This is a genomic window from Streptomyces sp. CNP082 (genome assembly GCF_059570535.1).
The window spans coordinates 69223-86316 of record NZ_JCANSZ010000006.1 but is presented as its reverse complement, the minus strand read 5'-3'; the positions used below and the strand labels follow the sequence as shown (position 1 = coordinate 86316).

Genomic DNA, 17094 nt, shown 5'->3' with positions numbered 1-17094 from the left:
TCGGTCACCGTCTGCCATGAGTGCAAGAGGAACGGAGACATCTCAGTTGTCCGCACTAGTCTGGAGCGTCGATCCCCGCACCGGTAACGGCCGGGAGCAGGTCGCCACCGAGGCGACCGCCGAGGAGGTCGACTCGACCGTACGCGCCGCGCACGCCGCCGCCCCGGCCCTCGCCGAACGCGCGCAGCGCGCCCGGTTGTTGCGGGCCGCAGCCGATCTCTTCGACCAGCACGTCGGCAAGGTCGTCGAGTGCGCCGACGCCGAGACCGCCCTCGGCCCCGGCCGGCTCAGCGGCGAACTCACCCGCACGACGTACCAGTTGCGCGCCTTCGCCGACATCGCCGAGGCCGGCGACTTCCTCGACGTGCGCATCGACCACGCCGACACCGCCCTCGCCCCGCCGCGGCCCGACCTGCGCCGCTGGAAGGTGCCGCTCGGCGTCGTCGCCGTCTACTCCGCCTCGAACTTCCCGCTCGCCTTCTCCGTCCCCGGCGGCGACACCGCCAGCGCGCTCGCCGCCGGCTGCCCTGTCGTGGTCAAGGCCCACCCCGACCACCCCGGCACCTCCGAGCTGTCCGCTGCCCTGCTGCACCGGGCGGCCGAGGAAGCGGGGCTGCCGCAGGAGGTCGTCTCCGTCGTGCACGGCTTCGACGCGGGCGTGGAGCTGGTCCGCCACCCGGTCGTCGCCGCCGCCGGGTTCACCGGCTCGGTGCGCGGCGGGCGGGCCCTGTTCGACGCCGCGGCGGCCCGGCCCCGGCCCATCCCGTTCCACGGCGAGCTGGGCAGCCTCAACCCCGTCGTCGTCAGCGCGGCGGCGGCTGCGGAGCGGGCCGAGGAGATCGGCGCCGGGCTCGCGGGGTCGATGACGCTGGGCGTCGGGCAGTTCTGCACCAAGCCGGGGCTGGTGCTGGTGCCGGCGGGCGAGGCCGGCGACCGGCTCGTCACGTCGCTCACGGCGGCGGTCAGCGACACGGAGCCGGGCGTGATGCTCGACCCGCGGATGCGGGAGGCGTTCGTCGCGGGCGTACGCGAGCGGGCAGGGCTGCCCGGCGTGCAGTCCCCGGTGACGCCGGGCGCCAACGGGGAGCACACCGTCAGCGGCGGCTTCCTGATGGTCGACGCCGAACGCCTCGCGGGCGGCGGGGAGTACGACCTGCTGACAGAGGAGTGCTTCGGGCCCGTGACCGTCCTCGTACGGTACGGGGACGTGGCGCAGGTCTCCGCGGTGCTCTCCCGGATGCCGGGCAGCCTCACGGCGACCGCGCACCTGAGCGCGGCGGAGGCGGCCGGGGGTGACGGTGCGGCGCGGCTGCTCGCCGAACTGACGCCGCTCGCCGGGCGGATCCTCGTCGACGGCTGGCCCACGGGCGTCGCCGTCGCCCCCGCGCAGCACCACGGCGGCCCGTACCCGGCGACTACGTCGACTTCGACGTCCGTCGGCGGCACGGCGATCGAGCGCTGGCTGCGCCCGGTCACGTACCAGAACGCGCCCCAGGCGCTGCTGCCCGCAGAACTGTGCGACGACAACCCCGCGGGCGTGCCCCGCACGGTGGACGGCGTCCGGGAGCGCTGACGCACCGGGCGGGCGGCGGCGCTTCGAACGCCGCCCGCACTCGTCGCCCGTACGGGCGACGGGACCGGGCACACCCCGCTCCCCGTCCCGCAGGATGTCTCCCCGGGAGAGCCCGGCAGGGCTCCCGGGGAGGAGCACCATGGTCCGGTCCCGACGCCTGGCCGCGGCGTGCGCGATCACCGCCGCGCTGTCGTTCACCGCCGTCCCGAACGCCCGCACCGAGGGCACCCCGCGCGTCGACCTCGCCGTCCTCGTCGTCGACGACGGCGGCGCACCGGTCGCGGACCCCGGTCCGGCGGCGGCCGGGACGTACGGCCATCTCGTCCGGCCGGGCCCGGACTCCACGCCGTACGTGGACGCCGCCGTGCCCGGCAGGCCGCGCGCACGCGGCGCGCTCGTCGGCGAGTACGCCGCCGCCGACCCCCGCCCGCACTGCCTCCACCAGTCGCACCTGGCCGAGGACCGCCTCGCGTACCCCCTCCTCGACCGCGTACTCGCGGACTACCGCCGCCTGTTCACCGCCGCCGCCCCGCTCGACCACCCCCGCCTCCGCGCCATCGCCCGCGACCTGCGGCGCCGCGCCGCGTGGGCGGACGCGGTACGCGGCGGAGACGTCACCGCCTACCGCGTCGGCCGCACCGTGACGGTGCGCGCGCCGGCCGGCGTCGAGGTCCCCGTCACCGTGCCGCCCGGTGCCCGGCAGCGGTTCGGCGGCGGCGACGCGGAGCCGGGCCGTCCGTACGGCGGGCGGGCCGCCGGCTGGACGCGCGCAGATCCGGACCGCGGTGCGGTCGTCCTCCGGCTGCCGTGACCGCACCGGCCCGGCCCGCGCGTCATCCCAGCGCCCGGGCCAGCGCGGCGGCGAACCGGTCCGTTGTCCGCCGGTCCCGCACCGCGAGCCGCAGCCAGCCGGGGCCGAGGCCGGGGAACGTGTCGCCGCGGCGGACGGCGAAGCCGAGGCGGCGCAGCCGTTCGCGTACGACGAGACCTGCGGCGGAGCCGTCCGCGCCCCGCACATGAATCAGCACGAACGGCGCCTCGGCCGTCCCCGCGGTCGTGACTTCCGCGAACTCCCCGAGCCTGCCCAGCAGATACGCCCGGTCGGCGGCGACCGCCCGCGCCGCCGTCTCCGCCTCCGCGAGCGCCCCCGGCGCGCACACCGCCTCGGCCGCCGCCAGCGCCGGCGTCGACACCGGCCACAGCGGCTGCGCCCGCGCCAGCGCGGCGACGGTGCCGGGGTCGCCGAGGACGTAGCCGATGCGCAGCCCGGCCAGCCCCCAGGTCTTGGTGAGACTGCGCAGGACGACCAGCCCGGGTATGTCCGTGCGCCCCGCCAGCGACGCACGCTCGCCCGGCACCGCGTCCATGAACGCCTCGTCCACGACGAGCGTGCGCCCGGGGCGGGCCAGCGCGGCGACGGCCGCGGCGGGGTGGAGGACGGACGTCGGGTTGGTGGGGTTGCCGACGACGACGAGGTCGGCGTCCTCCGGCACGGCCCGCGGGGGCAGCCGGAAGCCGTCCGCGGCGCGCAGCAGCACCCGCTCCACCCGGTGCCCCGCGTCCCGCAGCGCCGCCTCCGGCTCCGTGAACTGCGGGTGGACGACCACCGCCCGGCGCACCGCCGGCCGCAGCGCCCGCGCCAGCAGCACGAACGCCTCGGCCGCGCCGGCGGTGAGCAGCACCCGGCCGGCCGGCACGCCGTGCCGGGCGGCGACGGCGGCGCGCGCTTCGCGGCCGTCGGGGTAGGCGGCGAGCCGGTCGAGGGAGGCGGCGAGGCGGGCCTTGAGCCAGGCGGGGGGCGTGCCGGCGCGGACGTTGACGGCGAGGTCGGTGAGGCCGGGGGCGGCGTCGCGGAGTTCGGCGTCGCCGTGGTGGCGGAGGTCGTGGCGGGCGGGTGCGTCGGGTTCAGTGCGCATGGGCGTGGCCGCCGTGGTGGTGGCCGTGGTCCGCGCCCTCTTCGCCGGGGTGGAAGTGGGGCCGCTGCGGGGCGCCGGCCTTCGCCTCGAAGCCGGGGAGGGCGATGCGGTAGACGCAGGTGTCGCAGTTCATGCGCAGGTCGCCGGCGACGGCCTCGTCGTACCGCTCGATCACCAGCTCCACCAGCTCCTCGGCCGCGCCGATGACGGCAGCGGTGCGCACGTCGGCGTCCGGGTGCGCCGCCGTCCACCGCCGCGCCTGGTCGGCGACGCGGTCGGGGAGGACGCCGGGGAAGAGGAAGTAGGGCAGCACGACGATCTGTTCCGCCCCCAGCCGGCGGCACCGCTCAAGACCGGTGGCCACGTCGGGCGCGGCGAGCGACACGAACGCCGTCTCCACGCCCGCGTAGCCGCGGCCCTCCCAGAGCAGCCGGGCGGCCTTGTGCACCTCGGCGTTGGCGTCGGGGTCGGTGGAGCCGCGGCCGACGAGGAGGATGGTGGTACGGGCCCGGTCGGCGCCGGGGGCTCCGCCCAGTGCCTCGTCGACGCGGCGCGCCAGCACGGACTGCAGCTTCGGGTGCGGGCCGAGGGGGCGGCCGTAGGCGTACGAGAGGCCGGGGTGGCGCTCCTTCTCGCGGGCCAGCGCGGCGGGGATGTCGCCCTTGGCGTGCCCCGCGGAGACGAGCATGAGCGGCACGGCGGCGAAGTGCCGCACGCCGCGGTCCACGAGCTGGGCGACGGCCTCGCCCAGCGGCGGCGGGGACAGCTCGATGAAGCCCCCGGCGACGGGCAGCCCGGGGCTGCGGTCGGCGAGCACGCGCACGAACGCGCGGAACGCCTCGGCACCGGCGGCGTCGCGGGTGCCGTGACCGGCGATGAGCAGGGCGGGTCTGGTCACGTGGGTCTCCTCGGTGGTACGGACCCGGCGGGGCCGGGCGGGGTGGTGCGGGGGAGGCGGGCGGCGGTGGGCTACGCCCCTTGGGGGGTGGGTCCGGTGGACCCGGTGGGTCCGACAGGGCCGGTGGCGCGGCCGGGGCCGACGGGGCCTACGGATCCGACAGGGCCGACGGGGCCGACGGGTTCGACAGGGCCGAGGGGGCCTATGGGGCCAGTGGGGTCGACGGGTTCGACGGGTTCGACAGGGCTGACCGGGCCAAGGGGGCCGGTGGGCGCGACGAGGCCCGTGGCGCCGGGGCTCGCGGTGCCGGGGCTCGTGGCGCCGGGGCTCGTGGCGCCGGGGCTCGCGGTGCCGGGGCTCGCGGTGCCGGGGCTCGCGGAGTCCGGCGCGGGGGGCCGTCGCCCAGGGCCGGAGGCCGGGGCGGGCGGGTCCTCGGGTCCGGCGTCACCGGACTCCGCCCCGCCGGGGCGGCTCCCGGAGGCGGGGCGGCCACCGGGCACCGCCACCGTCACCGGGGCCGGGGCGTACAGCAGGGCGTTCACCGCTGCCGCCGCCACCGCAGAACCGCCCTTCTCCGAGACGTTGCTGACCGCCGGCAGCCCCGAGGCCCGTAGCGCCGCCTTGCTCTCCACCGCCCCCACGAACCCCACCGGCAGCCCGACCACCAGCGCCGGTGCCGCGCCCAGCGCGATCAGCTCCGTCAGCGCCGTCGGCGCGCAGCCGACCACCCACACGGCGCCGTCGCCCACCTCCTCGTACGCCAGCCGCACCGCGGCGGCCGAACGGGTCAGCCCCGGCACGGCCACCGCGTCGCGCAGCCGGCAGACCGCCCGGCGGGCGGTGACGCCCGCCGCGACCATCTCGACGTCGGCGACGACGGGCGCGCCCGCGTGCAGCGCGGCGTGGGCGGCGCGCAGGGACGCCTCGTCGCACACCAGGTCGCCGGCGTAGGCGAGGTCGGCGGAGGAGTGGATGACGCGCTCGACGACCGCGCGGGTCAGCGGCGGCAGCCGCGCGGTGTCGACGCGCGACCGCAGCCGGCGGTAGGACTCCTCCTCGATGGGGTGGACGGTCCTCGTCACGAGTGCTCCTCCGGGGCTTCGTCGATGGCGTCGGCCGGGCAGACCTCCACGCACTCCAGACAGCCGGTGCACAGGTCGGCGCGTACGAACAGGGCGCCGCCGCGCGGACGGAGGGCGTGCTCGGGGCAGGTGAGCAGACAGGCGCCGCAGCCGGTGCAGCGGTCGTTGACGGCGGGCGGGGCGGGCCTTCCGGCCGGGTGCGTACGGGCGCTCACGACTGCCACCGGTAGCCGCGGGGGGTGACCATCCGGCCCGCGACCTCGCGGGTCGCCGAGTTGCCGACCGTCACCACGGTCATCATGTCCACCGTCTCCGGGGCGAGTTCCGCCAGCGACGTGAGCAGCACGCTCTCGTCCGGCCGGGACGCGTTCCGTACGACACCCACCGGCGTCGTCGGCGCACGGTGCTTCGCCAGCAGCGCCAGCGCCTCCGGGAGCTGCCGGTGACGGGCACGGCTGCGCGGGTTGTAGAACGTGACCACGAGGTCCGCCTCCGCCGCGGCCCGCACCCTGCGCTCGATGACCGCCCACGGCGTGTGCAGGTCGGAGAGGCTGAGGGCGACGTGGTCGTGCCCCAGCGGCGCCCCCAGCAGCGCCGCGGCGGCCAGCGCCGCCGTGACGCCCGGCACGCCGGCGACGTCGATGTCCGCGCCCGCCTCCGCCAGCGCCGGCGAGGCCATCGCGTACACCCCGGCGTCGCCGCTGCCGACCAGGGCCACCGCGTGCCCCGCGCGCGCCTCGGCCACGGCGGTGCGGGCGCGCTCCTCCTCGGCGCCGAGCCCGGATTCGAGGACCCGGGTGCCGGGGCGGAGCAGGTCGCGGATCTGCGCGACGTACTGGTCGAGGCCGACGACCACCGACGCGCGGCGCAGCTCCGCACGGGCGCGCGGGGTCAGCAGGTCGCGGGCGCCGGGGCCGAGACCGACGACCGCGAGCCGCCCGCGGGGGCGGCGGCGGGCGACGGCGCAGGTGGCCATGGCGGGGCGGCGGGCGGGGGTGCCGGACGGACGGGGTGGGGGCTGGGGCGCGGGTCCGGTGATGGGTCCGTCCGCGGGCTCGCTTGCGGGTCCGTCGGCGGATTCGCTGACGGGTTCGCTGACGGGTTCGCCGGCGGGTTCGTTTGCGGGGGCGGACTTCTGTTTCCGTACGAGGAGTTCCGCGCCCGCGCCGGCGGCAGTCAGCGCGGCGGCCTCCGCGACGCTGGGCGTGCCGACCGCGGCGAGGGGCGCGGCGGAGGGGGTGGGGACGTCCACGGTGGCCAACTCGGCGGCGGGGAACGTGCGCAGCGGCACGCCGAGGCGTTCGGCGGCGGCGCGCAGCCCCGGCTCGCCGGCCTTGGCATCAACGGTGGCGAGCGCGGTCACGGAGCGCGGGCTCAACCCGGCGCCGTCCAGGGCGTCCTCGATGAGGCCCAGCACCTCCGCCACCCCGACTCCGCGGCTGGCTCCCACCCCGACGACGAGGGACGGCGGGCGGAGGACAGCCTCGCGGGCCGCGAGCGGCAGCATGCGGTCGGTGACGTACAACCGGACATCCGTCGCGACGCCGCGCACCCCGACGTGTGGCGGGAGCGCGGGCAGCGGCCACGTCGCGTCGGCCCGCAGCGCCACCGGCGCGCCGTCCAGCACCGCCCGCGTCACCGCCGCGACCGCGCCCTCGACGGGCCAGCCGAGGGAGTCGAGGCCGGGAATGCCGACGGCGTCGGTGGCGGTGGTCACGACGGGCGTGCAGCCGTCGCCGAGCAGATCGGCGACCTCGGCGGCGAGTTCGTTGGCGCCGCCGCCGTGGCCGCCGAGCAGGGCGACCGCGAAGCGGCCCGCCTCGTCGACGCAGACCACGCCGGGATCGGCGGCCTTGTCGCGCAGCAGGGGGGCGAGGAGGCGGACGGTGGCGCCGGTGGCGAGAAAGCAGACGAGCTGGTCGCAGTCGGCGAAGGCGCGCTCGATGGCGGTACGGACCGGGCCCTCGTCATAGCGGCGGGTCCGGTCCGGCCAGGCGCCCGCCAGCCGCCGCGCGGCGGCGGACCCGGCGGCGGTGGCGGCGACGAGGCCGATCACGGGGCGGTCCGGCGGGGTGGCCGGGGCGGGGTGGTCATGGGTGGGTCTCCCTCGGAAGTCGGGGTGCGGGGTGCGGCCCGGCGGGGGGTCGGGTGCAGGGCCCCGCGGGGGGTCCGGAGCGCAGCCTCCCAGGGGGCCGGGGGGCCCGGGGCGTAGCCCGAGGGGGCTTGGGGGCGGAGCCCCGCGGGGGCCCAGGGCGGCAGCCCCAGGAGGTCCGGGCCGGCAGCCCCCCCCGCAAGGGGGCTCGGGGCGCAGACGCAGGGGGTCCGGGGCACAGCCCCGCAAGGGTCCGGGGTGCAGCCCCGTGGGGGGAGCCCTCCAGGGGTCCGGGCCGCAGCCGCGCGGGGGGTCCGGGGCGCAGCCCGAGGGGGCTCGGGGCGCAGACGCAGGGGGTGCGGGGCGCAGCCGCGCGGGGGGTCCGGGGCGCAGCCCCGCGAGGGTCCGGGGTGCAGCCCCGTGGGGGGCTCGGGGGCGGAGCCCCTGAGTTTCGGGAAGGGGCGGGGACGGGGACAACCCCCTGCCCCGCACCCGCCCCGTCGTACTGGCCTCCGGCGATGGTGCACGTGTCCGTGCCCGCGTGCGTGCGCATGTCCGCGCGCTCCCTCCCCGTATCGCGGAGACCCCACAGGACGAACACCGGGTTCATCGCCGCGAGCCGCGTGACCTCCCCGGGCAGCGGCGCCAGCCGGGAGGACTGCAGCAGCACACCGTCCACCCCGAACCCCGCCGCCGCCAGCGCGGCACGTACCCCCGGCACCCGGTCGACGGCCGCCAGCGTCACGACCACCGCCCGGCGCGCCCGCGCGGCGCACGCCGCGACGACCTCCGCCACGTCCCCGCCCCCGCCGCCGACGAACACCGCGTCCGGGTCCGGCAGTCCGGCCAGCGCGGCGGGGGCGGTGCCGTGCACGGCCTGTACGTCCACGCCGTGCGCCGCCGCGTTCGCCCGGATCCGGCCGACGCCCCCGGCGTCCCGCTCCACGGCGACGACGGCGGCCCCGAACCGCGCGCACTCCACCGCCACAGAACCGGACCCGGCGCCCACGTCCCACACCAGCTCGCCGAGCCGGGGCGCGAGCCGGGCGAGGGCGAGGGCGCGGACCTCGTACTTGGTGACCATGCCGGCGCGGTGGTCGAAGTCCGCCTCGGGGAGGGCCCAGCCGGTGCCGCGGTGGCGGGTCAGGGGGTACGGGCCGGGGCCGGCGAGGGTGCGCGGGGTCGGGGCGACGGTGCGGCCGGGGCGTTCGTCGAGGCAGAGGACGACGTTGACGGTGTGCGGTGCCCAGGGGCGGGCGGCGGCGTCGGCGGGGGAGAGGCGTACGAGGTCCTCCTCGGCGGAGCCGAGGGCGGTGGCGACGAGGAGGGTGCGGGGTACGCCGGAGGCGGCGAGGGCGGCGCCGAGTTCGGCGGGGCCGGCGCCGGGGCCGGTGAGGACGGCGGTCTTGGGGTGGGCACGGCAGACGTTGACGGCGGTGCGGAGGTCGCGGCCGTGGGCGCTGACGACGGCGGCGTCGTCCCAGGGGAGGCCGGCGCGGGCGAAGGCGACGGCGAGGGAGGGGGCGGTGGGGCGGACGTCGAGGAGGTGGGGGCCGAAGCGGTCTGCGAGGACGCGGACGACGCCGAAGAACCCGGGATCGCCGGAAGCGAGTACGACTACGCGGGTGCGGGGTCGGGGGGGTGTCCCCGTCCCCGCCCCTTCCCGAAACTCAGGGGCTCCGCCCCCGAGCCCCCCGCGCGGCTGCGCCCCGGACCCCCCGCGCGGCTGCGCCCCGGACCCCCCACGGGGCTGCGCCCCGGACCTCCGGCGCGGCTCCGCCCCGGACCTCCGGCGCGGCTCCGCCCCCGGACCCTCAACCCCCTCCACATACGCCGCGATCCGCTCCAGCGCCGGACCCAGCGGTCCCAGCGTCACGCACTCCGCGCCCCGCGGCAGCTCCGCCTCCGCCAGGTGCCGGGCCGCGCCCACCACCAGCTCCGCCTCCCCGATCCGCGCCGGAGGCGAGCCCGTTCCGCAGCCGATGACCGTGATCACGACAGCAACCCCCCGTCGCTCCGCGCCACCAGCACCTGCCCCGTGAAGTCCACCAACGCCGCCTCCGCCGCGACCCGTCGCTCCGTGAAGCGCTCCAGCACCTCCGCCACCCGGCCGCACAACTCCCGTCCCGCCGCCGGCAGCAGACCCGCCGCCTCCCACAACTCGTACGCGTGCCGCCCCGTGTTCGCCTCCGCCACCGCCGCCGCCAGGCGCTCCGCGCCGCCCGCCGCCCGCGTGATCTCCGCCAGCACCCCCGGGTCCACCTTCGAGCGCGTGTAGTGCGTCATCAGCACCCCCGCCGCCAGCTTCGTCAGCTTCCCGACCATGCCGACGAACACCACCCGCTCCACCCCCCGCGCCACCGCCCTCCGCAGCGCCGCCCCCGTGAAGTCGCCCACCTCCACGAAGCACACCGGCGGCAACCCCGGCAACAGCCCCATTGCCCCCCGCTCCGTCCGCCCGCCCGTGCACAGCACCACCGCCGTCTCGCCCTGCGCCGCCGCCACCGACACCGCCTGCTCGACGCTCGCCCGCCACGACGCCGTCGAGAACGGCCGCACGATGCCCGTCGTACCGAGGATGGAGATGCCGCCCAGGATCCCGAGCCGCGCGTTCGTCGTCTTCCGCGCCCGCCGCTCCCCGTCCGGCACGCTGATCGTCACGTCCAGGCCCCGCCGCCCCAGGTCCACGACCTCCGCCACCGCCTGCGTGATCATCCGCCGCGGTACGGGGTTGATGGCGGGCCCGCCCAGCTCCAGGCCCAGGCCCGGCTTCGTCACCACCCCCACCCCCACGCCGCCGTGCAGCTCCAGCCCCGGCCCCCGCCGCCAACTGACCGTCGCCGTGAGGTGCGAGCCGTGCGTGACGTCCGGGTCGTCGCCCGCGTCCTTCACCACCACGGCCTCCGTACGCCCCGGCCGCAGCTCCTCCGCCCGCTCCACCGCGAACGTCACCCGCCGCCCCGACGGCAGCGCCACCTCCACCCACCGCCGTACCTCCCCCGTCGCCAGCAGCAGCGTCGCCGCCCGCGCGGCGGCCGACGCGCAGGTGCCGGTGGTCCATCCCGTACGCAGCGCCTTGGGCCGCACCTTCGCCGTACGCGGCAGGTCCGGCTCCCGCAGGTCCGGCTCCCGCAGGTCCGGGCCCACTGAACCCCCGGAACCCACCGGGCCCTCCGCCTCCGCTTCCCGCTCGCCGGGCATCCGCTCCCCTCCTCCCGGTGCTCTTTACGCCCCGCCCCCGCGCAGCGCCTTCCGCGCCTCCGGGTCCGCCCGCCGGAAGCCGTGGAAGTGCCCCGGGTGGTACAGATGCGACCGCGTGCCCGCAGCCGCCAGCGCCGGGCCGACGAGGAACAGCGTGTGCTTCCACAGCCGGTGCTCCTTCACCGCCGCCTCCAGCGTGCCGACCGTGCAGCGCACCACCAGCTCGTCCGGCCACGTCACGCGGTACGCCACGACCACCGGCGTCTGACGCCCGTAGCCCCCCGCCAGCAGCTCCGCCGCCAGCCGGCCGGAGCGGGCGGCCGACAGGAACACCGCCATCGTGGTGCCGTGCCGCGCGAACTCCCGTACGTCCTCCCCGCTCGGCATCGGCGTCTTCCCGCCGCCCAGCCGGGTGAGGATCACCGACTGCGCCACCTCCGGGACCGTCAGCTCCCGCCCCGCCGCGGCAGCCGCCGCCGAGAACGACGAGACCCCCGGCACGATCTCCACCGCAAGACCCAGCTCCGCGCACCGCTCCACCTGCTCCTGCGTGCCGCCCCACAGCGCCGGGTCGCCGGAGTGCACCCGCGCCACCCGCAGCCCCTCGCGGGCCGCCCGCGCGTAGACCGCGACGACCTCCTCCAGCGGCACCGCCGCCGAGTCGATGATCTCCGCGTCCGCGCGGGCGTGTTGCAGCACGTCCTCATGGACGAGGCTCGCCGCCCAGATCACGATGTCCGCCTCGGCGATGGCGCGGGCGGCGCGGAACGTCAGCAGGTCCGCCGCCCCCGGCCCGGCCCCGACGAACGTCACCTTCCCGGTGGCGTACGGCCGCTGCCCCGGCACCCCCGTCCCGGTCACAGCTTCTCCCCCCGCCCCGTCCGCCGCGCCGGCGCGATCAGCGTCGACAGGTACGGCAGCGGCTCCGCCCCCAGCTCCGCCGCCGGCCGCACCGACTCCTCCGCAAGACCCAGCGACGACCCCCACACCGCCCCCTCCAGCCGGCCCGTCTCCGCCAGCGCCCCCGCCACCTCGCCCGCCTGCCGGCCGAACTTGTACGCCACCACCGTCCCCGGCCCCTCCAGCGCCTCCTTCAGCACCGCCGTGCCCGCCGTCACCGGCACCAGCGTCAGCGGCTCGGTGCCCTCCGCGAGCACCGTGCCGCCGCGCGCCGCCAGGTCCTGCATCGCGGTGATGCCCGGCACGCTCTCGACCCGTACGCCGGGGAGCAGGGCGGCGACCGTCTCGGCGAGGTAGGTGAAGGTGGAGTACACGTTCGGGTCGCCGAGGGTGGCGAACGCCACCGAGCGGTGCTCGCGCAGCAGTTCCGCGACCCGGGCGCCGGCCGCGTCCCACGCCGCCTCGCGGCGCGCGGCGTCGCTGCGCTCGTTGAGCGCGAAGACGACGCGGACGACCTTCGCCCCCGCCACGTAGTGCAGGACCGTCGCCTCGGCGCGGCCCCTGCCGCCGCCCTCCAGCACGGGGACGACGACCACCGCCGCCGCCCGCAGCGCGCCCGCGCCCTTCACCGTGACCAGCTCCGGGTCGCCGGGGCCCACCCCGACGCCGACGAGTCGCATGCTCATGCCGCTTCACACCCTTCGACGAGCCGGCGCGCCATGGCGGGGGCGGCGGCCCAGTGCACGTGCAGATACGAGGCGTGGACTCCGCCCCGTACGAATCCTTCGACGCGCCGCTCCGGCCGCGTCATCCCCCATGCGGGCGTCTCGCCGGCGGGCGGGTCGAGCGCGGTGCGGTGGAACTCGTGCCCCCGCACCCGGGTGCCGGCGGCGGCGAGCGCGCTGTCGGCGACGGCCACCGCATCCCGGTAGCCGAGGGTGAGCCGGTCGGTCATCCGGGCCCGGGCGTCCAGCACCGCGCACATGGGCGCGCCGTCGAGGTCGCGGGCGAGGTAGACGAGGCCGGCGCACTCGGCGGCCACCGGCGCGCCGGTGGCGGCGAGGCGGGCGACACCGCGGCGCAGCGGCTCGTTGGCGGCCAGCTCGGCGCCGTACACCTCGGGGAAGCCGCCGCCGATGACGAGGGCCCGGGTGCGGGGCGGGAGGGCCTCGTCGTGCAGGGGGTCGAAGGGGACGACGTCGGCGCCGGCGGCGGTGAGGAGTTCGGCGTGCTCGGCGTACGAGAACGTGAAGGCCGGTCCGGACGCGATGGCGACCACGGGCCGCCCGGCGGGGCGGGGGGTGTTCCCCGATCCCTCCCCCTCCGCCCTGGGGGGCGTGGGCGGTACCCCCACTTCCCGAAACCGGGGGCCGGCCCCCGGGCCCCCGGTGGCGCCCGCGCCTGCGGCGCGCGGCGCACCTCGGGGGCTCCGCCCCCCGGCCCCCGTCGCGGTTCCGGGGGCGGAGCCCCCCGCGCCGGGCCCAGCGGACAGCTCCGCGCCGGTCCGGTTTCGGGGGCTCCGCCCCCCGGCCCCCGTCGCGGGTCGAGCCCCGCCGATGTCCTGCGGGCCGGGTCCTCCGGGCAGCCCGGAGCCCGCTTCCGTCTCCTCCGACAGCGACAACCCCGCACCCGCCACCGTGTTTTCCGCCGTCCCCGCCGGAGGCAACCCCGCCACCGCCCCCGCCACCGCGTCAACCGCCGACCACGCCGCCACCGCCAGCGGCGGCGCCGTCCGCGCCAGCCACAGCAGCCCCGGTACGTCGCACGACTCCCGTACGCGCGCCGCCAGCGCCCGTACCGCCGCCACCGCCGCCGGACGGCGCTCCGCCGCCGGCACCAGCCCCAGGTGCCGCGACGGTGCCGCCAGCTCCGCGTCCCGGCGCAGCGCGCCCAGCACCGGCACCCCCGCGCCGTCCAGGGCCTCGCGCAGCAGGGACTCGTGGCGGTCGGAGGCGACCTTGTTCAGGACGGCACCCCCGATCCGCACCTCCGGATCCCACGACGCGAACCCGTGCACCAGCGCCGCCACCGACCGCGACTGCCCCGAGGCGTCGACCACCAGCACCACCGGAGCCCGCAGCAGCTTCGCCAGCTCCGCCGTCGAGCCCGACTCGCCGGCGCCGGAGGCGCCGTCGTACAGGCCCATCACGCCCTCCACGACCGCCACGTCCGCGCCCGCCGCGCCGTGCGCGAACAGCGGGCCGACGAGGCCGGGGCCGCACAGGTGTGCGTCCAGGTTCCGGCCCGGGCGCCCGCCGTCCGGGGAGCCGGCGACCGCGAGCGCGTGGTAGCCGGGGTCGATGTAGTCGGGGCCCGCCTTGTGCGGCGAGACGGTCAGGCCGGCGGCGGCGAACGCCGCCATCAGGCCCGTCGCGACCGTCGTCTTGCCGCTGCCGGAGGCCGGTGCGGCGATGACGAGCCGGGGGATGTCGATCACAGAATGCTCACCATTCGATGCCCCGCTGGCCCTTCTGGCCCGCGTCCATGGGGTGTTTCACCTTGCCCATCTCCGTGACGAGATCGGCGAACTCGACCAGCGGCGCCGGTGCGTTGCGGCCGGTGACGACGACGTGCTGGCTGCCCGGCCGGTCCCGCAGCACCTCGACCACCTCGTCGGTGTCCACCCAGCCCCAGTGCATCGGATACGCGAACTCGTCGAGCACGTACAGCCGGTACGTCTGCGCCGCCAGGTCCCGCTTGACCTGCTCCCAGCCTTCGCGGGCCCTCGCCTCGTTGTCCGGCTCGGCGTCGTCCCGGGGTGGCCGCTGGATCCACGACCAGCCCTCGCCCATCTTGTGCCACGCCACCGTGCCGCCCTCGCCGCTCGCGCTGAGGACCCGCAGCGCCCGCTCCTCCCCGACCCGCCACTTGGCGGACTTCACGAACTGGAACACCCCGATCGGCCAGCCCTGGTTCCAGGCCCGCAGCGCCAGCCCGAACGCGGCCGTGGACTTCCCCTTGCCCGTGCCCGTGTGCACGACGACCAGCGGCCGGTTGCGGCGCTGCCGCGTCGTCAGGCCGTCGTCCGGTACGGCGGCGGGCTGTCCCTTCGGCATCAGGCGGCCCTCCTCGAACCACGCCCGGCGGGACGCGCCGGGCTGGGTCCCCCGCGTTCCCCGCGTCCGCCGATTCCTGCGCGTACGACCAGCGCGCCCCGGTCCGCGCGGACTTCCCGTACGAGCGCACCGACCGCCTCCGCCCGCAGCTCGCCCACCGTCACCGCCGTCCCCCGCAGCTCGCGGGCCAGCTCACCCGCGAGCCCCAGCCGCACCGGCCCCGACTCGCAGTCGACGACCACCGACGCGACTCCCTCCGCCGCCAGCAGCCGCGCCGCGCGGGCCGCCCGGCCGACCGGGTCCGGGCCGCCCGTCGCCCGGCCGTCGGTGACGACGACCAGCAGCGCGCGGCGCGCCGGGTCCCGCAGCCGCTCGACGCGCAGCGTCTCGCGGGCCCGCAGCAGCCCGGCGGCCAGCGGGGTGCGGCCCCCGGTGGGCAGCCGCTCCAGGCGGGCCGCCGCGGCATCCACCGACGAGGTCGGCGGCAGCGCCAACTCCGCCTCCCGGCCGCGGAAGGTGACCAGGCCGACCTTGTCGCGGCGCTGGTAGGCGTCCAGCAGCAGCGACAGCACCGCGCCCTTCACGGCGCCCATGCGCTGCCGCGCACCCATGGAGCCGGAGGCGTCGACGGCGAAGAGCACGAGGTTCGACTCGCGGCCCTCGCGGACGGCCTCGCGCAGGTCGCCGCGGCGGACGACGAGGCCGGGGCCGCGGCGCCCGCGGGCACGCTGGTGCGGGGCGGCGGCCTGGACGGTGGCGGCGAGGTGCAGGGCGCCGAGGGCGCCGCGGGGGCGGCGGGCGCCGGTGGTGCGGCCGTGCGCGGTACGGGCCCGGGAGCGGCGGCCGGCGGCGCCCTCCCCGACGCCGGGCACGTCGAGGCGGCGGGGGCGGAAGCGCGCGGAGGGTGCCGCGGGGGTGGCGGGTTGCGGATCGCCGGGCGGCGGGGCGGCCCCGGGCGGGTGGGGCCCGGTGCCGGGATCCTCCGCCGGAGCGCGGGTGGCGGCGGGGGCGGGGGCGGAGCCGGGAGGGTCGGCGGGCTCGGCGGTTCTTGTACGGGGCGGGTGCTGCGGGGCCGGTTGCTGCGCCCCCTGCTCCTGCGGCGCCGGCTCCTGCGGTCCGTCCACGTCCCCGGGCCCCGCCCCACCGCCACCGCCGCCGCCACCGCCGCCGCCGTCCGGATCGGGGTCGGGCTCCGGCCCACTTCCCCCCGGCCCTCCGTGTTCGCGCAGCGTGTCGTCCAGCTTCTCCTCATCCAGCCCCGGCGCGTCGAACGGGTTGCGCCGCCGCCGGTGCGGCAGCGCCAGCAGCGCCGCCTGCCGTACGTCCTCCGCCGCCACCTCCGTACGCCCCGACCACGCCGCCAGCGCCGTCGCCGCCCGCGCCATGACGATGTCCGCACGCATCCCGTCCACCTCGAACGCCGCGCACGTCGCCGTGATCTGCCGCAACGCCGCATCGCCCAGCGCCACCGCCGGCAGCAGCGCCCGGGCCGCCGCGATCCGCGCCCGCAGCGCGTCCTCCTCCGCCGCCCACCGCGCCGCGAAGCCGGCCGCGTCCGCGTCGTACGCGAGCCGCCGCCGCACCACCTCCGCCCGCTCGGCCGGCTCGCGGGACGCGGCGACCTCGACCGTCAGGCCGAACCGGTCGAGCAACTGCGGGCGCAGCTCACCCTCCTCCGGGTTCATGGTGCCCACCAGCAGGAAGCGCGCCGCGTGCCGCACCGAGACACCCTCGCGCTCCACGTAGTTGGCACCCATCGCCGCCGCGTCCAGCAGCAGGTCGACCAGGTGGTCGTGGAGCAGGTTGACCTCGTCCACGTACAGCACGCCGCGGTGCGCCTGGGCCAACAGCCCCGGTTCGAACGTCTTCCGGCCCTCTGCCAGCGCCTGTTCGATGTCCAGCGCCCCCGCGAGCCGGTCCTCCGACGCGCCCACGGGCAGCTCCACCATCCGCGCCGCGCGCACGTCGTCCGTACGCCCCGTCTCGTGCGGCCCGTCCGGGCAGCCGGCGTCCGGCGCGGCCGGGTCGCAGGAGAAGCGGCAGCCGGGGACGACCGCGACCTCGGGGAGGAGGGCGGCGACGGCCCGTACGGCGGTCGATTTGGCCGTCCCCTTCTCGCCGCGCACGAGCACCCCGCCGACGGCGGGGCTCACGGCGTTGAGCATCAGAGCGAGCCGCAGCTCGGTCATGCCGACCACGGCCGCGAACGGATAGGGAGCGCTCACGCGTTCATCCTTCCTTCGAGTGACGAAGCAGATTGTTCCTGTGGCGCAGTGCGGGGTTGCGTGAGACTGACCGCGTAGTCCCCGCAGCAGCGGGGGTGCTCCGATCGACACTCGTGAACACGAGATCGCCGATTGCTCCCCGCCACCGCGG

Annotated in this window: 12 protein-coding genes and 2 pseudogenes; 2 read left to right on the top strand and 12 right to left on the bottom strand. The window is 78.0% G+C overall.

The genetic code is table 11. The features are described 5' to 3' along the window. The first annotated feature begins 16 nt into the window (after positions 1–16). Both B124_RS07390 and B124_RS07385 read left to right on the top strand, forming a co-directional pair. The gene (locus B124_RS07390) at positions 17–1573 is read left to right on the top strand and encodes an aldehyde dehydrogenase (NADP(+)) (protein WP_496501865.1); all 1557 of its coding nucleotides are present in this window, start codon (positions 17–19) and stop codon (positions 1571–1573) included. A gap of 139 nt (positions 1574–1712) precedes the next feature. Beyond that, positions 1713–2384 carry a hypothetical protein gene (locus B124_RS07385; protein WP_496501864.1) on the top strand — a complete coding sequence of 224 codons (672 nt, stop codon included), beginning with the start codon at positions 1713–1715 and terminating at the stop codon, positions 2382–2384. 22 nt (positions 2385–2406) lie between these two features. Here B124_RS07385 and cobC read toward each other — a convergent pair whose 3' ends face one another. The 12 genes and pseudogenes from cobC to B124_RS07325 form a co-directional block, all read right to left on the bottom strand. Further along, positions 2407–3489 carry an Rv2231c family histidinol phosphate aminotransferase CobC gene (gene cobC / locus B124_RS07380; RefSeq protein WP_496501863.1) on the bottom strand — a complete coding sequence of 361 codons (1083 nt, stop codon included), beginning with the start codon at positions 3487–3489 and terminating at the stop codon, positions 2407–2409. After that, complete coding sequence (locus B124_RS07375) at positions 3479–4387, bottom strand: sirohydrochlorin chelatase (protein ID WP_496501862.1); 909 nt, start codon at positions 4385–4387, stop codon at positions 3479–3481. The genes cobC and B124_RS07375 overlap by 11 nt, the downstream gene beginning before the upstream one ends. A 518-nt stretch (positions 4388–4905) precedes the next feature. After that, positions 4906–5469, bottom strand: a pseudogene (locus B124_RS07370) (precorrin-8X methylmutase); the annotation flags it as partial. Next, entirely contained in the window at positions 5466–5684 is a 219-nt protein-coding gene (locus B124_RS07365) for a 4Fe-4S binding protein (RefSeq protein WP_496501861.1), read from the bottom strand. The gene B124_RS07365 and the pseudogene B124_RS07370, both read right to left, overlap by 4 nt. Beyond that, entirely contained in the window at positions 5681–7525 is a 1845-nt protein-coding gene (gene cobJ / locus B124_RS07360; protein ID WP_496501860.1) for a precorrin-3B C(17)-methyltransferase, read from the bottom strand. The genes B124_RS07365 and cobJ overlap by 4 nt, the downstream gene beginning before the upstream one ends. A gap of 613 nt (positions 7526–8138) precedes the next feature. Then, positions 8139–9185, bottom strand: a pseudogene (gene cbiE / locus B124_RS07355) (precorrin-6y C5,15-methyltransferase (decarboxylating) subunit CbiE); the annotation flags it as partial. Between the two features lie 368 nt (positions 9186–9553). Continuing rightward, on the bottom strand, positions 9554–10762 hold the full coding sequence (locus B124_RS07350; protein WP_496501859.1) for a cobalt-precorrin-5B (C(1))-methyltransferase: 1209 nt from the start codon (positions 10760–10762) through the stop codon (positions 9554–9556). A gap of 24 nt (positions 10763–10786) precedes the next feature. Continuing rightward, a complete protein-coding gene (cobM, locus tag B124_RS07345) occupies positions 10787–11608 on the bottom strand; it encodes a precorrin-4 C(11)-methyltransferase (RefSeq protein WP_496502035.1) in 822 nt (273 codons plus the stop codon). A gap of 11 nt (positions 11609–11619) precedes the next feature. Continuing rightward, complete coding sequence (cobI, locus tag B124_RS07340) at positions 11620–12348, bottom strand: precorrin-2 C(20)-methyltransferase (RefSeq protein ID WP_496501858.1); 729 nt, start codon at positions 12346–12348, stop codon at positions 11620–11622. Next, complete coding sequence (locus B124_RS07335) at positions 12345–14099, bottom strand: cobyrinic acid a,c-diamide synthase CobB (RefSeq protein ID WP_496501857.1); 1755 nt, start codon at positions 14097–14099, stop codon at positions 12345–12347. Before B124_RS07335 ends, cobI begins: the two co-directional genes overlap by 4 nt. A gap of 7 nt (positions 14100–14106) precedes the next feature. Further along, positions 14107–14718: a cob(I)yrinic acid a,c-diamide adenosyltransferase gene (cobO, locus tag B124_RS07330; protein ID WP_496501856.1), complete on the bottom strand. Its 612-nt coding sequence runs from the start codon at positions 14716–14718 to the stop codon at positions 14107–14109. Next, entirely contained in the window at positions 14718–16943 is a 2226-nt protein-coding gene (locus B124_RS07325; RefSeq protein ID WP_496501855.1) for a putative cobaltochelatase, read from the bottom strand. The genes cobO and B124_RS07325 overlap by 1 nt, the downstream gene beginning before the upstream one ends. Positions 16944–17094: the final 151 nt, after the last annotated feature.